Below are 18,796 nucleotides of genomic sequence, written 5' to 3'. Positions count from 1 at the left end.
GCGTACAGCGCCTTCAGGCCCTCGTCGATCTTCGCCGGCGTCAGCGGCGGCGTCCCGAAATAGGAGCGGATGGTCTCGGCATCAACGCGGCGATTGCCTTCGACAACAATGGAATTCGCGGTCTGCGCGACGGCGCTAACAGGCGCGACAATGGATCCGGCGACCCCCGCCACGGTCACAAGGGCGACGACGCCCAGGACCGAAGCCATCTTACTCACGAACCGGATACTTACAGCCATTTGGTGCGCAACCTTACCGTTGTTCTGAAGCGACGCCGTCCACGCAAGCGCGGACAGGCGCGATCTTTCATCCAGCGCTCCGCTTGTACAAGCTTTTCCCAGGCCTGCAAACCGAAGCCCCCGCCGCCTGATTGCCTTTTCCCGTCGCCGTGGCACACCGGCAACGCTTGGGCAGAGAGGCGTCAAGATTTTGATATATTGAGAATATCGTTCCACGTCGCAAACAGCATAAGCATCAGGACCAAGGCAAGCCCGATGCGGAAACCGACCTCCTGCGCCCGATCGCTGAGCGGGCGGCCGCGCAGCGCTTCGATGGCGTAGAACAGCAGGTGTCCGCCATCCAGCAACGGTACGGGAAAGAGGTTAAGAAGACCGATCGAAACCGACAGAACCGCCGCCAGCTGCAAAAGCGCGCCGATTCCGAAGGTCGCCACCTGCCCCGACACCTGGGCGATGCGAATCGGCCCGCCCAGCTGGTCGGCGGATTCGCGCCCGGTGATCACCCCGCCGAGATAGGAGAAGGTGCGGTCGACGATGAACCACACCTCCTTGCCGGCGAGGCTGACCGCCTCCACCGGGCCGAATCGCTGGGTCGTCACCTCCCCGGCCCCGGTCGAGCGGGAGATGCCGAGCACGCCGATGCGGTGCACGTTGCCGAACGTATCGGTGATCTCACGACGATCCGGCGTCGCGGTCAGCGTGCGATGCTCGCCGCCGCGATCGATCTCCACCGCGAGCGGCACGTCGGCGCTGGCGCTGACGATGCGCTGCATGTCGCCAAAGGATTCGATGGGCGCGCCGTCGATCGACAGGATCAGGTCGTGCGGCTGGAAGCCGGCCTTCTCGGCGGCGCTGCCGGCCTGGATGGCGTCGACGCGCGGCGTCGTCACCTGCCGGCCCACCGTCATGAACAGCCCGGCGAAGATGACGATGGCGAGGATGAAGTTGGCGATCGGACCGGCGGCGACGATGGCGGCGCGCGCGCCGACCGACTTGTGGAAGAAGCTCACCTTCTTCTCGGCCTCGGTCATGTGCGAGAGGCCGTCGCGGTCGGGAGCGGAGGCGGCGTTGTCGTCGCCGAGGAACTTCACATAGCCGCCGAGCGGTATCGCCGACAGCTTCCAGCGGGTGCCGTGGCGATCGTTGAAGCCGACGATCTCCGGCCCGAAGCCGATGGAGAACGCCACCACCTTCACCCCGGCGCGGCGAGCCACCCAGAAATGGCCGAGCTCATGGAAGAACACCACGATCGTCAGCACGAAGAGGAAGGGGATGAGGTAGCCCAGCAGCCATTCGGCGCTGCCACCCATCGACGAGAGCACACTCATTTCGCTTTCCTCATCTGTACGACGACCGTGAGCCGCGACCGGCTCGCGTGCAACATCGACGCCATGGTGTCGCCGCCAAGTTTGGCAGAGAGACGGCAGCCAGCCACATTTGTCGCCGGCCGCGCCCTGTTATCACCACACCAGCAGCCCGGCCGCCGGCGAGGCGGGGTTGCGCAACAGGCCGAGCAGGCAGGCGAAGGCCGCCGCCGCCACCAACCCGTCCAGCCGGTCCATCAGGCCGCCATGGCCGGGAATGAGATGGCTCGAATCCTTGACCCCGAAGCGGCGCTTCATCGCCGACTCGAACAGGTCGCCGGCCTGGCTGCAGGCGCTGGCGGCGAGCGCCGCCGGCGCGGCGAGCAGCGACGAATCGATCCCCGCCAGCCAGACGGTCAACATGCCCGCTCCTACGGCGAACAGCGCGCCACCGATGGCGCCCGACCAGGTCTTGTTGGGGCTGACGCGCGGCCACAATTTGGGCCCCCCCATCAGCCGCCCGCAGAAATAGGCGGCGATGTCGGTGCTCCACACCACTGCCAGCAGCCAGACGATGGCGATCAGCCCGTAGCCGAGATCGAGGCGCAGCCGTGTCAGCGAAAACGCCAGGGCGCCGGCATAGAGCACGCCGACCAACGCCCAGGCGCGCAGCGACGGCGCGCCGCGCGTGATCAGTGCCGCCGCCAGCGCGCCCACGGGCAGCGCCAGCGCCAGCAGCGGCCGGCCGGCCACCAGCGCGAACAGCGCGACGGCGATGCCGCCGCCGCCGAGCGCGATGAGAACCGGCAACCGCGGCAGCCGCGCCATCTTCGCCCACTCCCACAGCAGCATCAGGCTGGCGAGGAAGCACAAGAGCACGAAAGGGCGCCCGCCCCATGTCGCCGCGGCGATGACCAGCGGCGCCAGTACCAGCGCCGAGCCCAGCCGCGGCAGGAAATCCGCACCGACGTTCAACTCAGGAGCGCCCCGCCGCATCGATGCCGCCGAAGCGCCGTTCCCGGCCGGCGAATTCCTTGAGTGCCTGCTCGAACCAGGAGCGGTCGAAATCCGGCCACAGCACCGGCAGGAACACCAGCTCGGCATAGGCCGCCTGCCAGAGCAGGAAGTTCGACAGCCGTTGCTCGCCGCTGGTGCGGATGAGAAGGTCGAGCGGCGGCATGCCCTGCGTGTCGAGCGCGCCGGCCAACCGCGCCGGGGTGATCTCCTCCGGCGACAGCCGCCCCGCCGCCACTTCCCGCGCCAGGGCGCGGGCGGCGCGGGCGATCTCGTTCTGCGAACCGTAGTTGAAGGCGACGGCGAGGGTGAGCCCGGTATTGCCGCCGGTCATGCCTTCCGCCTCGCGCAGCATCGCCTGGATCTCGCCATCGCGCGGGTGGCCCTCGCCGAGGATGCGCACCCGCACATTGCGGGCGTGCAGATCCTGCAGGTCCCGGCGGATGAACAGCTTCAGCAGCCCCATGAGTTCGTCGACCTCGCCCTCGGGACGGGTCCAGTTCTCGCTGGAGAAGCTGAAGATGGTCAGCGCCTCGATGCCGAGCTCGATGGCAGCGGCGATGGTACGCCGTACCGCCTCGACGCCGCGCCGGTGCCCCTCGAAGCGCGGCAGGCCGTGCGACGTCGCCCAGCGGCCATTGCCATCCATGATGATGGCGACGTGCCGCGGCACCGGGCCGCCGGGCTCGGCCGCAGCCGGCCGGCCCGCCTCGACCGATGCATCGTCTGACACGTCGAACTTCGCGATCTTCAAGAAGGCCGCCTCCGCGCCGTCGTCCGGCCCGCGCTCAAACCGCCAGGATTTCCTTTTCCTTGGTCGCCAGCACCTGGTCGACCTCGGCGATCGACTGGTCGGTGGCCTTCTGCACCTGATCCGACAGACGGGTCTGCTCGTCGGCGCTGATGTCGCCGTCCTTCTCCGCTTTCTTCAGGCTGTCCATGCCGTCGCGGCGCACATGGCGCACCGAGACACGGGCAGCCTCGGCATATTTATGCGCGACCTTTACCAGTTCCTGGCGGCGATCCTGAGTAAGCTCGGGAATGCGCACCCGGATCACCTGCCCCTCGGTCTGCGGATTGAGGCCGAGATTGGAATCGCGGATCGCCTTCTCCACCGCCGACACCATGCTGCGATCCCACACCTGCACCGAGAGCAGGCGCGGCTCCGGCACGTTCACCGAGGCGCACTGGTTCAGCGGCATGTGCGAGCCATAGGCATCCACCTGGATCGGCTCCAGGAGGCTGGCCGAGGCGCGGCCGGTACGCAGGCCGCTCAGCTCCTGCTTCAGGACACCGATGGCGCCCTGCATGCGGCGCTTCAGATCGGCGATATCGGACGGACCAGTGCTCATAGCGGACCCTCTTCTTGCTAGGCCGGGCCTGCATGACGCGGTCCGCTCGACGCGGCACCAGCGCCGCAAGCGGCCGGACCCGGCTATATCAAATGGTTTGCCGCGCGAGGCAAGCGCGCAGGCGCCTTATTGCATGCCGCAGCGCGGCATCGACGCCCGGTCAGGGCGCCACGGTGGTGGAGCGCCCTCTCCCCCGCACGGCATCCTCGATGGCACCGGGCTGGCGGATGGAGAACACGATGATCGGCAGCTTCGCCTCACGCGCCAGCGCGAAGGCGGCGGCGTCCATCACCTTCAGATCCTTGGCGAGCGCCTCGTCATGGGTGAGACGCTCATAGCGCACCGCGTCGGGGTCTCGCTTGGGATCGGCGGTATACACGCCGTCGACATTCGTTGCCTTCATCACCGCGTCGCATTCGAGCTCGGCGGCGCGCAGCACGGCACCGGTGTCGGTGGTGAAATACGGATTGCCGGTGCCGCCGGCCAGCACGACGATGCGCCCGCGCGACAAATGGCGCGAGGCGGTCTGGCGGGCATAGGGCTCGCAGATGGTCGGCATCGGAATGGCGGAGAGGGTGCGGGCCGGCGTGCCGGCCTCCTCGATCGCCTTCTCCAGCGCCAGCGCGTTCATCACCGTCGCCAGCATGCCCATATGGTCGGCGGTGGCGCGGTCGAGGCCACGGCCGGCGACGCTGGCGCCGCGCAATATGTTGCCGCCGCCCACCACAACGGCCACTTCGGCGCCGGCCTTGTGGGCGTCGGCGAGATCGCGGGCGATGCCCTCGATGGTCGGCCAGTGCAGGCCGAACGCCTCGCTGCCCATCAGGGCTTCACCGGACACCTTCACCAGCACGCGCCGGTAGGACACTTCCTGGGGTTCGCCCGTCTCGGACATGAGGCACCTTTTCATGCTGTGCGCGGCGCCGACACGCCCCGCCTCATACTAAAGCACGCCGGGCGCGCCTCGTGGCGGCCCGGCGTGGTCTTATCAACAAACGCGTGCTGCGTCTCAGGCGCCGGCGGCGGCGGCGACCTCGGCGGCGAAGTCGCTCTCCTGCTTCTCCACGCCCTCGCCGAGGGCGAAGCGCACGAAGCCGGCGATCTTGACCGGCGCGCCGACCTTGCCCTCGCTCTCCTTCACCGCCTGGGCGACGGTCTTGGAGGGCTCGTGGATGAAGGCCTGCTCGACCAGCGTCACTTCCTTGTAGAAGGTCTTCAGGCCGCTCTCGACGATCTTCTCGACGACGTTGTCCGGCTTGCCGGAGGCCTTGGCCTTTTCGGCCAGCACGCCGCGCTCGCGGGCGACGACATCGGCGTCGATGCCGGCGGCGTCGAGCGCCTGCGGGTTGGCGGCAGCGACATGCATGGCGATCTGGCGGCCGAGGGCCGCGAGTTCATCGGCCTTGCCGGTCGATTCGAGCGCGACCAGCACGCCGATCTTGCCGAGCCCCTCGCCCACCGAGCCGTGGATGTAGCTGGCGACGACGCCGGCGTTCACCGAGAGCTCCTTGGCGCGGCGCAGGTTCATGTGCTCGCCAATGGTGGCCACGGCACTGGAGATCGCCTCGCTGACGGTGCCGCCGGCCGGATAGGCCGCCGCGCCGATGGCCGCGACGTCGTCGCCGGCCGCCAGCGCGACCTGGGCGATGTTCCGCACCAGCGCCTGGAACTGCTCGTTGCGGGCGACGAAGTCGGTCTCGGAGTTCACCTCGACCACCACGCCCTTGGTGCCGGCGAGCGCGAGCCCGATCAGGCCTTCGGCGGCGACGCGGCCGGCCTTCTTGGCGGCCTTGGCGAGGCCCTTCTTGCGCAGCCAGTCGATGGCGGCCTCGATGTCGCCCTCGACCTCGCCCAGCGCGTTCTTGCAATCCATCATGCCGGCGCCGGTCTTCTCGCGCAGCTCCTTCACCATGCCCGCGGTGATGTTGGCCATATCCCGTTCCTCATTCCAATCGACACGAATCGCAGGTGTCACGTGCGACGTATCATTCGCGCATGTGTCATTTGACGACACGGCCGGCCGGAGGGTTCCGGGCCGGCCGCGTATTCATGATCCAAGCGGCAGCGCGAAGCTGCCGCGAGCCGTCCGCGTCAGGTCACTCGACCTCGGCGGTGAGCCCCTTGGCCTGGGCGATCCAGCCGTCCACACGACCCGGCAGGCCGACTTCCTCGCCGAGGCGGTGGGCGTCAGCGGCGTCGAGGCCGGCGATCTGCGAGAAGTGGAAGATGCCGAGATCGGTCAGCTTCTTCTCGATGGCCGGGGAAACGCCGGTCAGCTTCTTCAGGTCGTCGGCCGGGCCGCGCGGGCCGGACAGCGGCTCGAAGGACGACCAGGCGGCCTCGGCCGGCAGGTCCTCGATCATCGGCACTTCGGCGGCGCCGATGTCGACACCGAAATCGCCCTGGGCGCGGCCGATGCCGTCGATGGCGGCACGGGCGATCAGGTCGCAATAGAGGTTGATGGCGCGGCCGGCGTCGTCATTGCCCGGCACCGGGTAGGAGATGCCGTCCGGATCGCAGTTGGTGTCGAGGATCGCCGCCACCGGAATGCCCAGGCGACGCGCCTCGGCGACCGCCAGGTCTTCCTTGTTGGTGTCGATCACGAACAGCAGGTCCGGCAGACCGCCCATGTCGCGGATACCACCAAGCGCGCGATCAAGCTTTTCCTTCTCGCGCTGGAGCGTCAGGCGCTCCTTCTTGGTGTAGCCGACGCCCTCGCCGGCATTGAGCAGCTCTTCGAGCTTCTTCAGGCGGGCGATGGAGTGGGAGATGGTCTTCCAGTTGGTCAGCATGCCGCCGAGCCAGCGGGAGTTCACATAGTACTGCGCCGAGCGCTTGGCAGCATCGGCGACGGCATCGGCCGCCTGGCGCTTGGTGCCGACGAACAGCACGCGGCCGCCACGGGCCACGGTGTCGGACACCACCTGCAGCGCGCGGGCCAGCGAGGGCACCGTCTGGGCGAGGTCGATGATGTGGATGTTGTTGCGGGTGCCGAAGATGAACGGGGCCATCTTCGGGTTCCAGCGGTGGGACTGATGCCCAAAGTGCACACCAGCTTCAAGCAGCTGGCGCATGGTGAAATCGGGGAGTGCCATGGTCGTCTCTCTTCCGGTTAGCCTCCGCGGACTTGGCCGTGCCGGGAATTCGGCATCGGCACCGGAGCGGCGACGGGTCTCGACCATAGGAAGAGGACCCGGCCGCGAGGTCCGCGTGCGGGATGGCGCGGCATATACGCGAGGTGGCGGTGTTAGGCAAGAGCGACAAGGCCGGCGGCCACGCCATTGACTGACGGAGCGGCACCATCGCGCGCCCCGCTACCTACACGGCCGGACAGATCCTCGGCCAGTCGGGGGCTCAGGCCATCTCCACCGCCACCACGCCGGGCACCGCCTTGATGGCGCCGGCGATCTGCGGAGACAGGCCGAAGCGGCCGGGCAGCTTCACCTCCACCTCGGTCTCGCCGCGCTCGCCGAGCAGCAGCACGAAGGCCACCTCGCCGTCGCCGCGCCCGCCACCGAGCGCGCCGAGCCGCGACGCCACGCTCTCCAGCGGGTCCGGCGAGCGCAGGAAGATGCGCAGCGCCTTCTGCATCTTGGTGGCCGCCTCGTCGAGCGGCTCGCAGGTCTGGATGCGGGCGCGCACGTCCTCGCCCTGCAATTCGGCGGCGACGTGCAGCAGCAGCGCCCTCCCCGGCTCCAGAAGGTCGCGGAACTGGTTCAGCGATTCGGAGAACAGCACCGCCTCGAACTGGCCGGAGGGATCGGACAGGCCGACAATGCCCATCTTGTTGCCGGTCTTGGTGCGGCGCTCCTGCTTGCTCACCACCGTGGCGGCCAGCCGACCGGCGGTGGCGCCGGCGCGCACCGAGCGGGAGAAGTCGCTCCAGCGCTGCACGCGGAAGCGCTCGAGCGTCTTGCCGTAATCGTCGAGCGGGTGGCCGGTGAGGAAGAAGCCGATGGCGTCATATTCCTTCTGCAGCTTCTCCGCCGGCAGCCAGGGTTCGACGGCGGGAATGCGCAAATCCGCCGCCGTCGACGGACCGCCGAACATGTTGCCCTGCCCGAGCGCCGCCTCGGCACCGGCGGCGGCGGCATGGCCCATCACCGCCTCAATCGCCGCCGAGGCGCGGGCGCGGTTCGGCTCCAGCGCATCGAAGGCGCCGGCATTCACCAGGCTCTCCATGGTGCGCTTGTTGAGCGCCTTGGCGTTGATGCGGGCGGCGAAATCCGCGAGGTCGCGGAACGGCCTGTCACCGCGCGCCTCGACGATGGCGTCCACCGCCTGCACGCCGACGCCCTTGATGGCAGCGAGCGCGTAGAGGATGCGCCCGTCCTTCACCGCGAACTCCCGGCCCGAATGGTTCACCGAGGGCGGCACCACCGTGATGCCGAGCCGCTGCGCATCCTGGCGGAATTCGGCGAGCTTGTCGGTGTTGCCCATGTCGAGCGTCATCGAGGCGGCGAGGAACTCGGTGGCGTAGTTCGCCTTCAGATAGGCGGTCTGGTACGACACCAGCGCATAGGCCGCCGCATGGCTCTTGTTGAAGCCGTAATCGGCGAACTTGGCCAGCAGGTCGAAGATCTCCGACGCCTTGGCCTTCGGCACCTTGTTTTCCACCGCGCCGTCGACGAAGCGCTCGCGCTGCTTGTCCATCTCGGCGCGGATCTTCTTGCCCATGGCGCGGCGCAGCAGGTCCGCCTCGCCGAGCGAATAGCCCGACAGGGTCTGCGCGATCTGCATCACCTGTTCCTGGTAGATGATGACGCCGTAGGTCTCCTTGAGGCTGCCCTCCAGTGCCGGATGGGCGTAGACGGCCTCTTCCTGCCCGTTCTTCACCGCGCAATAGACCGGGATGTTGGCCATCGGGCCCGGGCGATAAAGCGCCACCAGCGCGATGATATCCTCCAGCCGGTCCGGCTTCATGTCGACCAGCGCCCGCCGCATGCCGGCGCTTTCCACCTGGAACACGCCCACCGTCTCGCCGCGGGTGAGCATGGCGTAGCTCTTCTTGTCGTCGAGCGGGATGGTGGAGAGATCGAGCTCGATGCCGCGCTGGGCCACCAGCCGGACGGCGGTCTGCAAGGTGGTGAGCGTCTTCAGGCCGAGGAAGTCGAACTTCACCAGCCCGGCCTGCTCGATCCACTTCATGTTGTATTGCGTCACCGGCATGTCGGAACGCGGGTCTCGGTACAGCGGCACCAGCTGGGCCAGCGGCCGGTCGCCGATCACGATGCCGGCGGCGTGGGTGGAGGCGTGGCGGTTCAGCCCCTCCAGCTTGGTGGCGATGTCGAAGGCCCGCTTCACCACCGGGTTCGCCTCGGCCTCGGCCTGCAGGCGCGGCTCGTCATTGATCGCCTGCTTCAGCGTGACCGGGTTGGCCGGGTTCTGCGGAACCAGCTTGCACAGCTTGTCGACCTGGCCATAGGGCATTTCCAGCACCCGGCCGACGTCGCGCAGCACGCCGCGCGCCTGCAGCGTACCGAAGGTGATGATCTGCGCCACCTGGTTGCGCCCGTAGCGCTGCTGCACATAGCGGATCACCTCGTCGCGGCGCTCCTGGCAGAAATCGATGTCGAAGTCCGGCATCGACACGCGCTCGGGATTGAGGAAGCGCTCGAACAGCAGGCCGAAGCGCAGCGGGTCGAGATCGGTGATGGTCAGCGAGTAGGCGACCAGCGAGCCGGCACCCGACCCACGCCCCGGCCCCACCGGGATGCCGTGCGCCTTCGCCCATTTGATGAAGTCCGACACGATCAGGAAGTAGCCGGGGAACTTCATCTTCTCGATGATGGACAGCTCGAAGGCGAGCCGCTCCTGATAGTCCTTCTCGGTCAGCCCCGGCGCCGGGCCGTGGACGCCGAGGCGGGCGGCGAGCCCCTCCTCCGCCTGCACGCGCAGTTCCTCGGCCTCGTCGCGCTCCATGGTGAAGCGCGGCAGGATCGGCTTCACCGTGCGCGGGCGATAGGCGCAGCGCCGCGCGACCTCGATGGTGTTGGCCAGCGCCTCCGGCAGATCGGCGAACAGCTCCATCATCTCCGCGCGGGTGCGGAAGCGGTGCTGGGGGGTGAGCTGGCGGCGACCGTCCTCGGCGACGAGGCGGCCCTCGGCGATGCAGATCAGCGCGTCATGCGCCTCATAATCGTCCTGCGCGGCGAAGAACGGCTCGTTGGCGGCGACCAGCGGCAGTTCCAGCCGATAGGCGAGATCGATGAGCGACCGTTCGACCCGGCGCTCCTCGCCGATGCCGTGGCGCTGCACCTCGACATAGAGCCGGTCGCCGAACAGCGCCTTGAGCGCCTCCAGCCGCTGCGCCGCCACATCGGGCGCGCCGAGCGCCAGCGCCTTGTCGATCGGGCCGGACGGTCCGCCGGTGAGCGCGATCAGCCCGGCATGGTGCGCCTCCAGCCAGTCGGACTTGATGTGCGGGGCGCCGTCATCGGCGGTGTCGAGATAGGAGCGCGACACCAGCTCCATCAGATGGCCCCAGCCGGTCTCGTCGGCGGCGAGCAGCACGATGCGCGGGCGCTGGGCATGCGCCGGGCCCCTTCCCGCCTGGTCGCCGAAATCGATGGCGAGCGAGCAGCCGACGATGGGCTGGATGCCGGCGCCGGCCATCTTCTCGGAGAATTCCAGCGCGCCGAACAGATTGCCGGTGTCGGTCAGGGCGATGGCGGGCTGGCGGTCCTTCTTCACCAGCTCGGCGAGCTTGCCGACCGGCAACGCCCCTTCCAGCAGCGAATAGGAGGAATGGACGTGGAGATGCACGAACCCGACATCCGCCTCGGCCATGATCTTCCTCCTGCTCGCGACTCACCAACCTGCATGGTGGGGGATGGCGGCGGGCGACGCCACTCGCGTCCGCGCGAGGACGACCGCTTTCCCCGCCATCCTCAGACGCCGGTGAATACCCCGGCCCAGATGCCGATCATGGCCACGAACAGGCCGATGGAGGACAGCGCGGCGACTTCCTGAAGCAAGATGCGGATCATGACGTTCTCCCCTGCGGCGTGATTGACGCGGAACATATAGAGAACATCGGGGATAAACATCTTCACGTCAAGTTTTGTTCTCTTTGCGTTCTTGTCCTTGGTTGCGAAAGCGCTAACGCGACGCGTCGAATCGTCGGCAAATTCTGCGTCGGCGCGTGTCAGGAAAGGCGCGGCGGCCAGTCGAGATCCAGCCTCACGGAATGACCGCGCGCAGTCTCGCGATGGGCGACGATCACCGCGTCGCAGCGGGCCGGCTGGCCCCCCATCGCCGTCATGAAGCTGCGGACCTCCATGCGCGCGATCTCGCCGACCGTCGCCCCTTCCACCACCACATGGATGCGGACGTCGCGCGCCTTCGAGGTCTCCGGCACCAGTTCGGCGACGCAGTCATAGCCGGAGGCCGTGGCGGCTAGCTCGGAGAAGCGGCCGATCTTCGCCCGGTGGGTGTCGGTGGGATGGACCACGTAGTGATAGCCGCCATCGCCCGCCAATTGTCGCTCGGCGACTGGCCGCACGTGGCGTATACCGAACAGGCGCAGCACGACGATCAGCAACACCGCAGCAAGCACGGCGATGGACAACATCGTCAGATGATCAAGCCACAGGACATCCATCCGGTGAGCTCCTCAGCTGGATCCGAGGCATCTCCCGAAATTATTGCGGCTGCCGGTCGGCGCGGCAAGGAAAATTATCACACGATCAGGCGAGTTCGACGACGGCGCCGTCCTGAAGCGTCACCCGGCGGTGCATGCGGGCGGCGAGATCGAGATTGTGAGTGGCGATCACCGCCGCCAATCCGGTAGCCTCGACCAGCTGCTGCAACGCGTGGAACACGTGGTCGGCGGTGTGCGGATCGAGATTGCCGGTCGGCTCGTCGGCCAGCAGTACCCGCGGCGCATTGGCCACCGCGCGGGCGATGGCGACCCGCTGCTGCTCGCCGCCGGAGAGCTCGCCGGGCCGATGGTCGAGCCGCTTGGCAAGACCAAGATAGCTCAACAGCTCCTTGCCACGCGCCGCCGCCTCGCGCTTGGCGAGGCCCCGGATCATCTGCGGCAGCATCACGTTCTCCAGCGCCGAGAATTCCGGCAGCAGGTGGTGGAACTGGTAGACGAAGCCGATATCGGTGCGGCGGATGCGGGTGCGCTCGGCGTCTGGCAGGCCAGCCGTCGCCTGCTCGCCGAGATAGACCTCGCCGGCGTCCTGATGCTCGAGAAGGCCGGCAATATGCAGCAGCGTCGACTTCCCGGTGCCGGACGGTGCGACCAGCGCCACCGACTGGCCCTCCATCACCGCGAAATCGGCGCCGCGCAGGATTTCCAGCGTGCCCTCCCCCTGGAGGTAGCGGCGTTCGATGCTTTGAAGGCGCAGCGCGGCAGCCATCTCCGCCTCACTCGTAGCGCAGCGCTTCCACCGGATCGAGGCGCGCGGCGCGCCAAGACGGGTAGAGCGGAGCGAGGAAGGAAAGGATCAGCGCCATGATCACCACCGAGGTGGTCTCGCCGGCATTCATCTCCGCCGGCAGGCGCGACAGGTAGTAGAGTTCCGGCGAGAACAGCTCGGTGGCGGTCAGCCAGGAGATGAACTGGCGGATTTCCTCGACGTTCAGGCACACGACGAGACCGAGCAGGAAGCCGGCCAGCGTGCCGACCACGCCGATGGCCGCGCCGGTGACGAGGAAGATGCGCATGATCGCCCCGCGCGAGGCGCCCATGGTGCGCAATATGCCGATGTCGCGGCCCTTGTCCTTCACCAGCATGTTGAGGCCGGAGACGATGTTGAACGCCGCCACCACCACGATGAGCGTGAGGATGAGGAACATCACGTTCCGTTCCACCTGCAGCGCGTTGAAGAAGGTGGCGTTCCGCTGTCGCCAGTCGACGATGTAGACTGGTCGCTGCGCCGCCTGCTGCACCGCCGCCCGGTATTTCTCCATGGCGTCGGCATTGTCGGTGTAGACCTCGATGGCGGTGACGTCGCCATCCTTGTTGAAATAGGCCTGCGCCTCCGGCAGCGGCATGAACACGAAGGCGCTGTCATATTCCGACATGCCGATCTCGAAGATCGCGGCAATCCGGTAGGCCTTGATGCGCGGGCTGGTGCCCATCGGCGTGACCGAGCCTCGCGGCGACACCAGGGTCATGTTGTCGCCGGCATGCAACGAGAGCTGGTCGGCGAGGCGCTTGCCGATGGCGATGCCCTCGCCGGTGTCGAAGCCCTGCAGCGTACCTTCGCGGATATTGGAGCCGATCGAGGGCAGCGCCCGGAGATTGGACTCCGAGATGCCGCGCACCAGCACGCCCGAGGCGTTGAAGGCCGAGGAGGCCAGCGCCTGCCCTTCGATCAGCGGCACGGCAAGCTTGATGCCCGGCACGCCGGCAATGCGCATGGCGACGGCCTCGTAGTCGGTCAGCGGGCTGTCGATCGGCTGCACCAGCAGGTGGCCGTTGAGGCCGAGGATCTTCGACAGGAGCTCGGTGCGGAAGCCGTTCATCACCGCCATGACGATGATCAGCGTCGCCACCCCCAGCATGATGCCGAGGAAGGAGAAGCCGGCGATGACCGAGATGAAGCCCTCCTTGCGGCGGGCGCGCAGATAGCGCAGCGACAGCATCCATTCGAAGGCGCTGAACGGACGCGTGCCGGCCGGCTCGGCCGCCGGAGCGGCCTCTCCGGCCGCACCGTTACTTGCGCTTTTGCCTGCGCTCTTGACTGCCATCTCGCCTCCGCCGCCTTCCGGCTCAGCCGAGAACGCGGGCGAGTGCAGACTCGACCGACAGGTTCTCGCGCGCGCCATCCGCCCGGCGCTTCAGCTCCACTGTACCGGCGGCGAGCCCCTTGGGCCCGACGATGATCTGCCAGGGCAGGCCGATGAGGTCGGCGGTGGCGAATTTCGAGCCGGGCCGCTCCTCGGTGTCGTCGTAGAGCACGTCGACGCCCTTGGCGGTCAGCGTCGCATAGAGCTGCTCGCAGGCGGCGTCGGTGCCGGCGTCGCCGACCTTCAGGTTGAGGATGCCGACCTGGAACGGCGCGATGGCGTCCGGCCAGATGATGCCGTTCTCGTCATGCGAGGCTTCGATGATCGCCGCCACCAGGCGCGAGGGGCCGATGCCGTAGGAGCCCATATGCACCGGGCGCTCGACGCCGTCCGGCCCGGTGACCTTGGCGCCCATCGGCTCGGAATATTTGGTGCCGAAATAGAAGATGTGGCCTACCTCGATGCCGCGGGCCGAGAGGCGCTTGCCCTCCTCGACCGCCTCGAAGGCGGCGACGTCGTGCTTCTCCTCGGTGGCGGCGTAGAGGCTGGTCCACTGGTCGACCGCCGCCTGCAGCGCCGCCGGGTCGCGGAAATCGATCTCGGCCGCCGGGGGCGGCATGTCGAGATAGTCGGCGTGGCAGAACACCTCGCTCTCGCCGGTGGAGGCAAGGATGATGAATTCGTGGCTGTGATTGCCGCCGATCGGGCCGGTGTCGGCGACCATCGGGATCGCCGTCAGCCCCAGCCGGGCGAAGGTGCGCAGATAGGCGACGAACATGCGGTTATAGGCGATGACCGCATTCTCGAAGTCGAGATCGATCGAATAGGCGTCCTTCATCAGGAACTCGCGCGAACGCATGACGCCGAAGCGCGGGCGCACCTCGTCGCGGAACTTCCACTGGATGTGGTAGAGGTTCAGCGGCAGGTCCTTGTAGGACTTCACATAGGCCCGGACGATCTCGGTGAGCATCTCCTCGTTGGTCGGCCCGTAGAGCATGTCCCGCTCGTGCCGATCCTTGATGCGGAGCATCTCCTTGCCGTAGTCGTCATAGCGACCGCTCTCGCGCCAGAGATCGGCCGACTGGATGGTCGGCATCATGATCTCGATGGCGCCGGAGCGGTTCTGCTCCTCGCGGATGACGGCGCAGATCTTGTCCAGCACCTTCTTGCCGAGCGGCAGCCAGGCATAAATGCCGGCGCTCTCCTGCCGGACCATGCCAGCGCGCAGCATCAGCCGGTGCGAGACGATTTCGGCTTCCTTCGGCACTTCGCGCAGGATCGGAAGGAAGTAGCGGGACAGGCGCATCGGACGGGACTTTCGATTCGACCGGCGCGGTTGGCCGGAAAAGCGGTGCCGAGTGAAACCGGATCGGCGACAAAAAGACAAGCCCTCGCCCGCCTCTCCATCCCTCCACGCCCTGTGACGACAGCAATTTGAACGGTCGCCGCGCCTTCGCTGCACTTTTGACTATTGCGCTGCACAAACGATCTATTGCGGCGCAAGGATGACAAGCCGGTTCATTCCGGCCTATGTTGCAATCCTCAAGAAAGGGGACCGCCCGTCCACGCTCTCGCGCGGCGTTCGGCCCGGGTCTCGGGAGGAATGATCGGCAAGAAAGCCCCCTGGCAGATCACCGTAAATCGGGACGGAACCAGGTGCGGGCGGCCATGAGAAAGAGAAGGCGGGATCCGAGGATCCCGCCTCTTTTTTTGCCTCTGTGTCACAGTGCGTCGCTCGTCACGACGTTGTCGCGATGACGGTTTTGCCGGAACCGTCCCACTCACGTGCCACATTCCCGGCGCTGTCATGAACGGTCCGGCAGCGCCTATGACACTCCCGGAAATTGCGTGGTCTTGAATCCCTCGCCGGCCGACCCGCCGTTCAACAAACCGACATCGACGCGGCGTTGCCGCCCTCGCCGGCCGCCCTACCCGCGTCAATCGACCTTGAATGGCATCGGGAACATGTCGAGCCGCAGCCGGTGCGTCTCCACCAGGAAGGCGAACAGCCCGACGATCACGGCCGCGATCAGCGTGGTGGCGATGGCCTTGCGCAGCAGCAGCGGGCGCTGCGGAGCGCCCGGCTCGGTGCCATCCTGCACCACCCCGTCCTCGTGCTGCGAGCGCACGCCGAAGGGCAGCGTCATGAAGATCACCGTCCACCAGACGATGAAGTAGATGGCGATATAGGTGCCGATACCGAACATGGTTCAGGCCTGTTCCAGTTCGACGAGGGTGCCGTTGAAATCCTTGGGATGCAGGAACAACACCGGCTTGCCATGCGCGCCGATGCGCGGCTCGCCCGTGCCCAGCACCCGCGCGCCCGCCGCCGTCAGCCGGTCGCGCGCGGCGAGGATGTCGTCCACCTCGTAGCAGATGTGGTGGATACCGCCGTCCGGGTTGCGCTCCAGGAACTTGCCGATCGGCGATCCCTCGCCCAGCTGGCCCAGCAACTCGACCTTGGTGTTCGGCAGTTCGATGAACACCGTCGTCACGCCATGCTCGGGCTGGTCGATCGGCGCCGAGACCTTGGCACCGAGCGTGTCGCGGTAGCGCGCGCTCGCCGCCGCGAGGTCAGGCACCGCGATGGCGACATGATTGAGACGGCCGATCATGACACTTCCTCCCCGCCGTCACATGCTCAGGCGGCGACCTTCATACCGTGATCACCAGCACGTGGCAGAGCGGCTTCTTGCCCCAGGCAGCGTTCACCTGCGAGCGCACCGCGCGGGTCAGCGATTCCGCCACCGCGTCCGGGTCGCGCCGGCGCGGCTTGGGCAGGCCGTCGAGGCAGTCCAGCACCGCGTCTTCCACCACCTCGTCGAGCGGCCGCCCGCCGACGCCGGTCTGCGGGATGCCGGTGAGGTCGATCATCGGATCGCCCACCACCTCGCCCTTGCTGGTCATCGCCACCGCGACCGAGACGACGCCGGCGAAGGACAGCCGCCTGCGCTCGGCGATCGCCGGATCGGCATCGCCGACCAGCACCATGCCGTCCTTGTACAGCTTGCCGACGGGGATCTCCTCGATCACCTCGGCATCGTGGCTCGGATCCTCGCCGATCAGGCGCACCACGTCGCCGTCGACGATGCGCACCACCTGCTTTGCCCCCATGCGGCGGGCGAGATCGGCATGCTCGGACAGATGCAGCGGCTCGCCATGCACCGGCACCGAAATGCGCGGACGCAGCCACTGGTACATCTGCTCCAGCTCGCCGCGGCGCGGATGGCCGGAGACATGCACCAGCGCGTCGCGATCCGTCGTCACCTTCACACCCTGGAGCACCAGAGCGTTGATGATGCGGTTCACCTCGCGCTCATTGCCGGGAATGGTGCGCGAGGAGAAGATCACGTGGTCGCCGGCCGACAGCGCGATCTCGGGATGATCGTCGGAGGCGATGCGCGACATCGCTGCGCGCGGCTCGCCCTGGCTGCCGGTCAGGATCGCCACCACCTTGTCGCGCGGCAGGAAGCCATAGGCATCCACCGAGCGGAACGGCGGCAGGCCATTGAGCAGCCCCTGCTCGCGTGCCACGGTGATCACCCGCTCCATGGCGCGGCCGACCAGCACCACCTCGCGGCCGACCGAATGCGCCGCTTCCGCCACCGAGCGGATGCGCGCCACGTTCGAGGCGAAGGTGGTCACCGCCACGCGGTTGGGCGAGGCGCGCATGATATCGGCCAGTACCAGCCCGACATCGGCTTCCGAGGGGGAGACGCCGTCGCGGATGGCATTGGTGGAATCGCAGATCACCGCCCGCACGCCCTCGTCGCCGAGCGCGGTGAAGCGGGCGGGATCGGTGACGTTGCCGACCACCGGCGTCGGGTCGATCTTCCAGTCGCCGGTATGCACGATAAGGCCGAGCGAAGTGCGGATCGCCAGCGCGTGGCTGTCGGGGATGGAATGCGCGACCGGCACGAACTCGACGTCGAACGGCCCGATCGTCGTACGCCCACCGGTCGGCACCACGCGAAACGGGATCTTCGGCGCGCCGGGCTCCCCGAGCCGGCGGGCTTCCGCCAGCGCGGCGGTGAAGGGCGTGGTGTAGACCGGGCAGCCGAGGCGCGGCCACAGGTCGACCAGCGCCCCGACATGGTCCTCATGACCATGGGTCAGCACCAGGCCGACGATGCGCTCGCGCTCGGCGTCAAGGAAGGTGATGTCCGGCATGATGATGTCGACACCCGGCACGTCGGGCCCGGCGAAGGAAATGCCGAGATCCACCACCAGCCATTGCCGCTTGTGGCGCGGACCGAACCCGTAGAGCCCGAGATTCATGCCGATCTCGCCGACGCCCCCCAGCGCGGCGAACACCAGCTCGTCCGAAGACTTGATCACTCACTTGCCTTTCTTCACGCCGGCTTTCACCGTGCTTGCCCCGCCGACGACGGAAAGATGTCGCCGGCGCGTATCGTCTCGCGCACCCCGTCCGGGCGCCGCAGAACCAGCGCGCCGGAAAAATCCAGCGCCTCGAATATGCCTTCCGTCTCGCGGCCCTGCAGCCGCACCGTCACCGCCCGCCCGAGGCCGAACGCGCAGCGCAGCCAGGATTCGCGCGTGCGCGGGAAACCCTCGCCGCGATCCCACTGCGCCAGCCGGTCCAGCATGGCGGCGTCGAGCGCCGCCAGCAGCGAATCCGGTTCGGTCGGGAAGCCGGCGCTGGCCAGGCTCACCGTCGGATAGGGCGTGTCCTCGGGGCTGCGTGCGCAGTTGACGCCGAAGCCGATCACCGTCGCACCGCGCCCGTCCGCCGTCATCGTGCCTTCCAGCAGGATGCCGGCGAGCTTGCCGCCGTCGATCAGCACGTCGTTCGGCCATTTCACGCCGATGCGCAAGGGGTCGATGCCGGTGACGGCGCGCACCGCGTCATAAAGCGCCAAAGCGGCGACGAAGCACAGCTCGGGCTGGCGCACCGGCGGAGCGGGGTCGACCAGCAGCAGCGAGGCATAGAGATTGCCCGGCCGGGAATCCCAAGGGCGCCCGCGCCGGCCGCGACCGGCGCTCTGCCGGGTGGCGACGAACCAGCAGGGGGCCAGAACGGAACCGGCGCCGGCACCGGTTGCCCGGGCCAGCGCCTCCTGATTGGTGGAGCCGATCTCGTCGAAGCGGACGACCGGCGTTGCTGGTCGGTCGGCGCCCATCC

The 18,796-nt window shown here is 67.8% G+C and carries 17 protein-coding genes; all 17 read right to left on the bottom strand.

The window, feature by feature from the left end; all coding sequences use genetic code 11:
• Positions 1-209, bottom strand: a 209-nt coding sequence (locus tag KHC28_RS01095; protein WP_246564119.1) for a hypothetical protein, incomplete at its 3' end; no start/stop codon positions are given.
• A gap of 212 nt (positions 210-421) precedes the next feature.
• The gene (gene rseP / locus KHC28_RS01090) at positions 422-1,567 is read right to left on the bottom strand and encodes an RIP metalloprotease RseP (RefSeq protein WP_214006495.1); all 1,146 of its coding nucleotides are present in this window, start codon (positions 1,565-1,567) and stop codon (positions 422-424) included.
• Positions 1,568-1,699: 132 nt separating this feature from the next.
• Positions 1,700-2,518: a phosphatidate cytidylyltransferase gene (locus KHC28_RS01085; RefSeq protein ID WP_214006494.1), complete on the bottom strand. Its 819-nt coding sequence runs from the start codon at positions 2,516-2,518 to the stop codon at positions 1,700-1,702.
• Between the two features lies 1 nt (position 2,519).
• Positions 2,520-3,230, bottom strand: coding sequence for an isoprenyl transferase (locus KHC28_RS01080; protein WP_214006505.1), 711 nt, complete (start codon positions 3,228-3,230; stop codon positions 2,520-2,522).
• A 115-nt stretch (positions 3,231-3,345) separates the two neighbouring features.
• Entirely contained in the window at positions 3,346-3,909 is a 564-nt protein-coding gene (gene frr, locus KHC28_RS01075) for a ribosome recycling factor (protein ID WP_214006493.1), read from the bottom strand.
• Positions 3,910-4,069: 160 nt separating this feature from the next.
• A complete protein-coding gene (gene pyrH, locus KHC28_RS01070) occupies positions 4,070-4,804 on the bottom strand; it encodes a UMP kinase (RefSeq protein ID WP_214006492.1) in 735 nt (244 codons plus the stop codon).
• 114 nt (positions 4,805-4,918) lie between these two features.
• Complete coding sequence (tsf, locus tag KHC28_RS01065) at positions 4,919-5,842, bottom strand: translation elongation factor Ts (RefSeq protein WP_214006491.1); 924 nt, start codon at positions 5,840-5,842, stop codon at positions 4,919-4,921.
• Between the two features lie 163 nt (positions 5,843-6,005).
• Complete coding sequence (locus KHC28_RS01060) at positions 6,006-7,004, bottom strand: 30S ribosomal protein S2 (protein ID WP_214006490.1); 999 nt, start codon at positions 7,002-7,004, stop codon at positions 6,006-6,008.
• 259 nt (positions 7,005-7,263) lie between these two features.
• Positions 7,264-10,698, bottom strand: coding sequence for a DNA polymerase III subunit alpha (dnaE, locus tag KHC28_RS01055; protein WP_214006489.1), 3,435 nt, complete (start codon positions 10,696-10,698; stop codon positions 7,264-7,266).
• A gap of 358 nt (positions 10,699-11,056) precedes the next feature.
• A complete protein-coding gene (locus KHC28_RS01050) occupies positions 11,057-11,512 on the bottom strand; it encodes a hypothetical protein (RefSeq protein WP_214006488.1) in 456 nt (151 codons plus the stop codon).
• Between the two features lie 85 nt (positions 11,513-11,597).
• A complete protein-coding gene (locus KHC28_RS01045) occupies positions 11,598-12,278 on the bottom strand; it encodes an ABC transporter ATP-binding protein (RefSeq protein WP_214006487.1) in 681 nt (226 codons plus the stop codon).
• A gap of 7 nt (positions 12,279-12,285) precedes the next feature.
• Positions 12,286-13,509, bottom strand: coding sequence for a lipoprotein-releasing ABC transporter permease subunit (locus KHC28_RS01040; protein ID WP_246564129.1), 1,224 nt, complete (start codon positions 13,507-13,509; stop codon positions 12,286-12,288).
• A gap of 127 nt (positions 13,510-13,636) precedes the next feature.
• Complete coding sequence (proS, locus tag KHC28_RS01035; protein WP_214006485.1) at positions 13,637-14,959, bottom strand: proline--tRNA ligase; 1,323 nt, start codon at positions 14,957-14,959, stop codon at positions 13,637-13,639.
• A 631-nt stretch (positions 14,960-15,590) separates the two neighbouring features.
• On the bottom strand, positions 15,591-15,860 hold the full coding sequence (locus KHC28_RS01030; RefSeq protein ID WP_214006484.1) for a DUF1467 family protein: 270 nt from the start codon (positions 15,858-15,860) through the stop codon (positions 15,591-15,593).
• A 3-nt stretch (positions 15,861-15,863) separates the two neighbouring features.
• Positions 15,864-16,268, bottom strand: a complete 405-nt coding sequence (gene mce, locus KHC28_RS01025; protein WP_214006483.1) for a methylmalonyl-CoA epimerase — start codon at positions 16,266-16,268, stop codon at positions 15,864-15,866.
• A gap of 40 nt (positions 16,269-16,308) precedes the next feature.
• Positions 16,309-17,991, bottom strand: a complete 1,683-nt coding sequence (locus KHC28_RS01020; RefSeq protein ID WP_214006482.1) for a ribonuclease J — start codon at positions 17,989-17,991, stop codon at positions 16,309-16,311.
• Positions 17,992-18,017: 26 nt separating this feature from the next.
• On the bottom strand, positions 18,018-18,794 hold the full coding sequence (locus KHC28_RS01015; RefSeq protein ID WP_214006481.1) for a biotin--[acetyl-CoA-carboxylase] ligase: 777 nt from the start codon (positions 18,792-18,794) through the stop codon (positions 18,018-18,020).
• Positions 18,795-18,796 lie beyond the last annotated feature (2 nt).

The sequence above is a fragment of the Ancylobacter sonchi genome (assembly GCF_018390695.1).
GTDB lineage: Bacteria > Pseudomonadota > Alphaproteobacteria > Rhizobiales > Xanthobacteraceae > Ancylobacter > Ancylobacter sonchi.
Note: the sequence above shows the minus strand (reverse complement) of the source record. Positions and strands in the feature narration are given on the sequence as shown.

Coding starts and splice junctions, on each gene's coding strand:
- rseP (WP_214006495.1), bottom strand. CDS start 1,567: ATGAGTGTGCTCTCGTCGATGGGTGGCAGCGCCGAATGGCTGCTGGGC.
- frr (WP_214006493.1), bottom strand. CDS start 3,909: ATGAGCACTGGTCCGTCCGATATCGCCGATCTGAAGCGCCGCATGCAG.
- pyrH (WP_214006492.1), bottom strand. CDS start 4,804: ATGTCCGAGACGGGCGAACCCCAGGAAGTGTCCTACCGGCGCGTGCTG.
- tsf (WP_214006491.1), bottom strand. CDS start 5,842: ATGGCCAACATCACCGCGGGCATGGTGAAGGAGCTGCGCGAGAAGACC.
- KHC28_RS01060 (WP_214006490.1), bottom strand. CDS start 7,004: ATGGCACTCCCCGATTTCACCATGCGCCAGCTGCTTGAAGCTGGTGTG.
- dnaE (WP_214006489.1), bottom strand. CDS start 10,698: ATGGCCGAGGCGGATGTCGGGTTCGTGCATCTCCACGTCCATTCCTCC.
- KHC28_RS01050 (WP_214006488.1), bottom strand. CDS start 11,512: ATGGATGTCCTGTGGCTTGATCATCTGACGATGTTGTCCATCGCCGTG.
- KHC28_RS01045 (WP_214006487.1), bottom strand. CDS start 12,278: ATGGCTGCCGCGCTGCGCCTTCAAAGCATCGAACGCCGCTACCTCCAG.
- KHC28_RS01040 (WP_246564129.1), bottom strand. CDS start 13,509: ATGCTGTCGCTGCGCTATCTGCGCGCCCGCCGCAAGGAGGGCTTCATC.
- proS (WP_214006485.1), bottom strand. CDS start 14,959: ATGCGCCTGTCCCGCTACTTCCTTCCGATCCTGCGCGAAGTGCCGAAG.
- KHC28_RS01030 (WP_214006484.1), bottom strand. CDS start 15,860: ATGTTCGGTATCGGCACCTATATCGCCATCTACTTCATCGTCTGGTGG.
- mce (WP_214006483.1), bottom strand. CDS start 16,268: ATGATCGGCCGTCTCAATCATGTCGCCATCGCGGTGCCTGACCTCGCG.
- KHC28_RS01015 (WP_214006481.1), bottom strand. CDS start 18,794: ATGGGCGCCGACCGACCAGCAACGCCGGTCGTCCGCTTCGACGAGATC.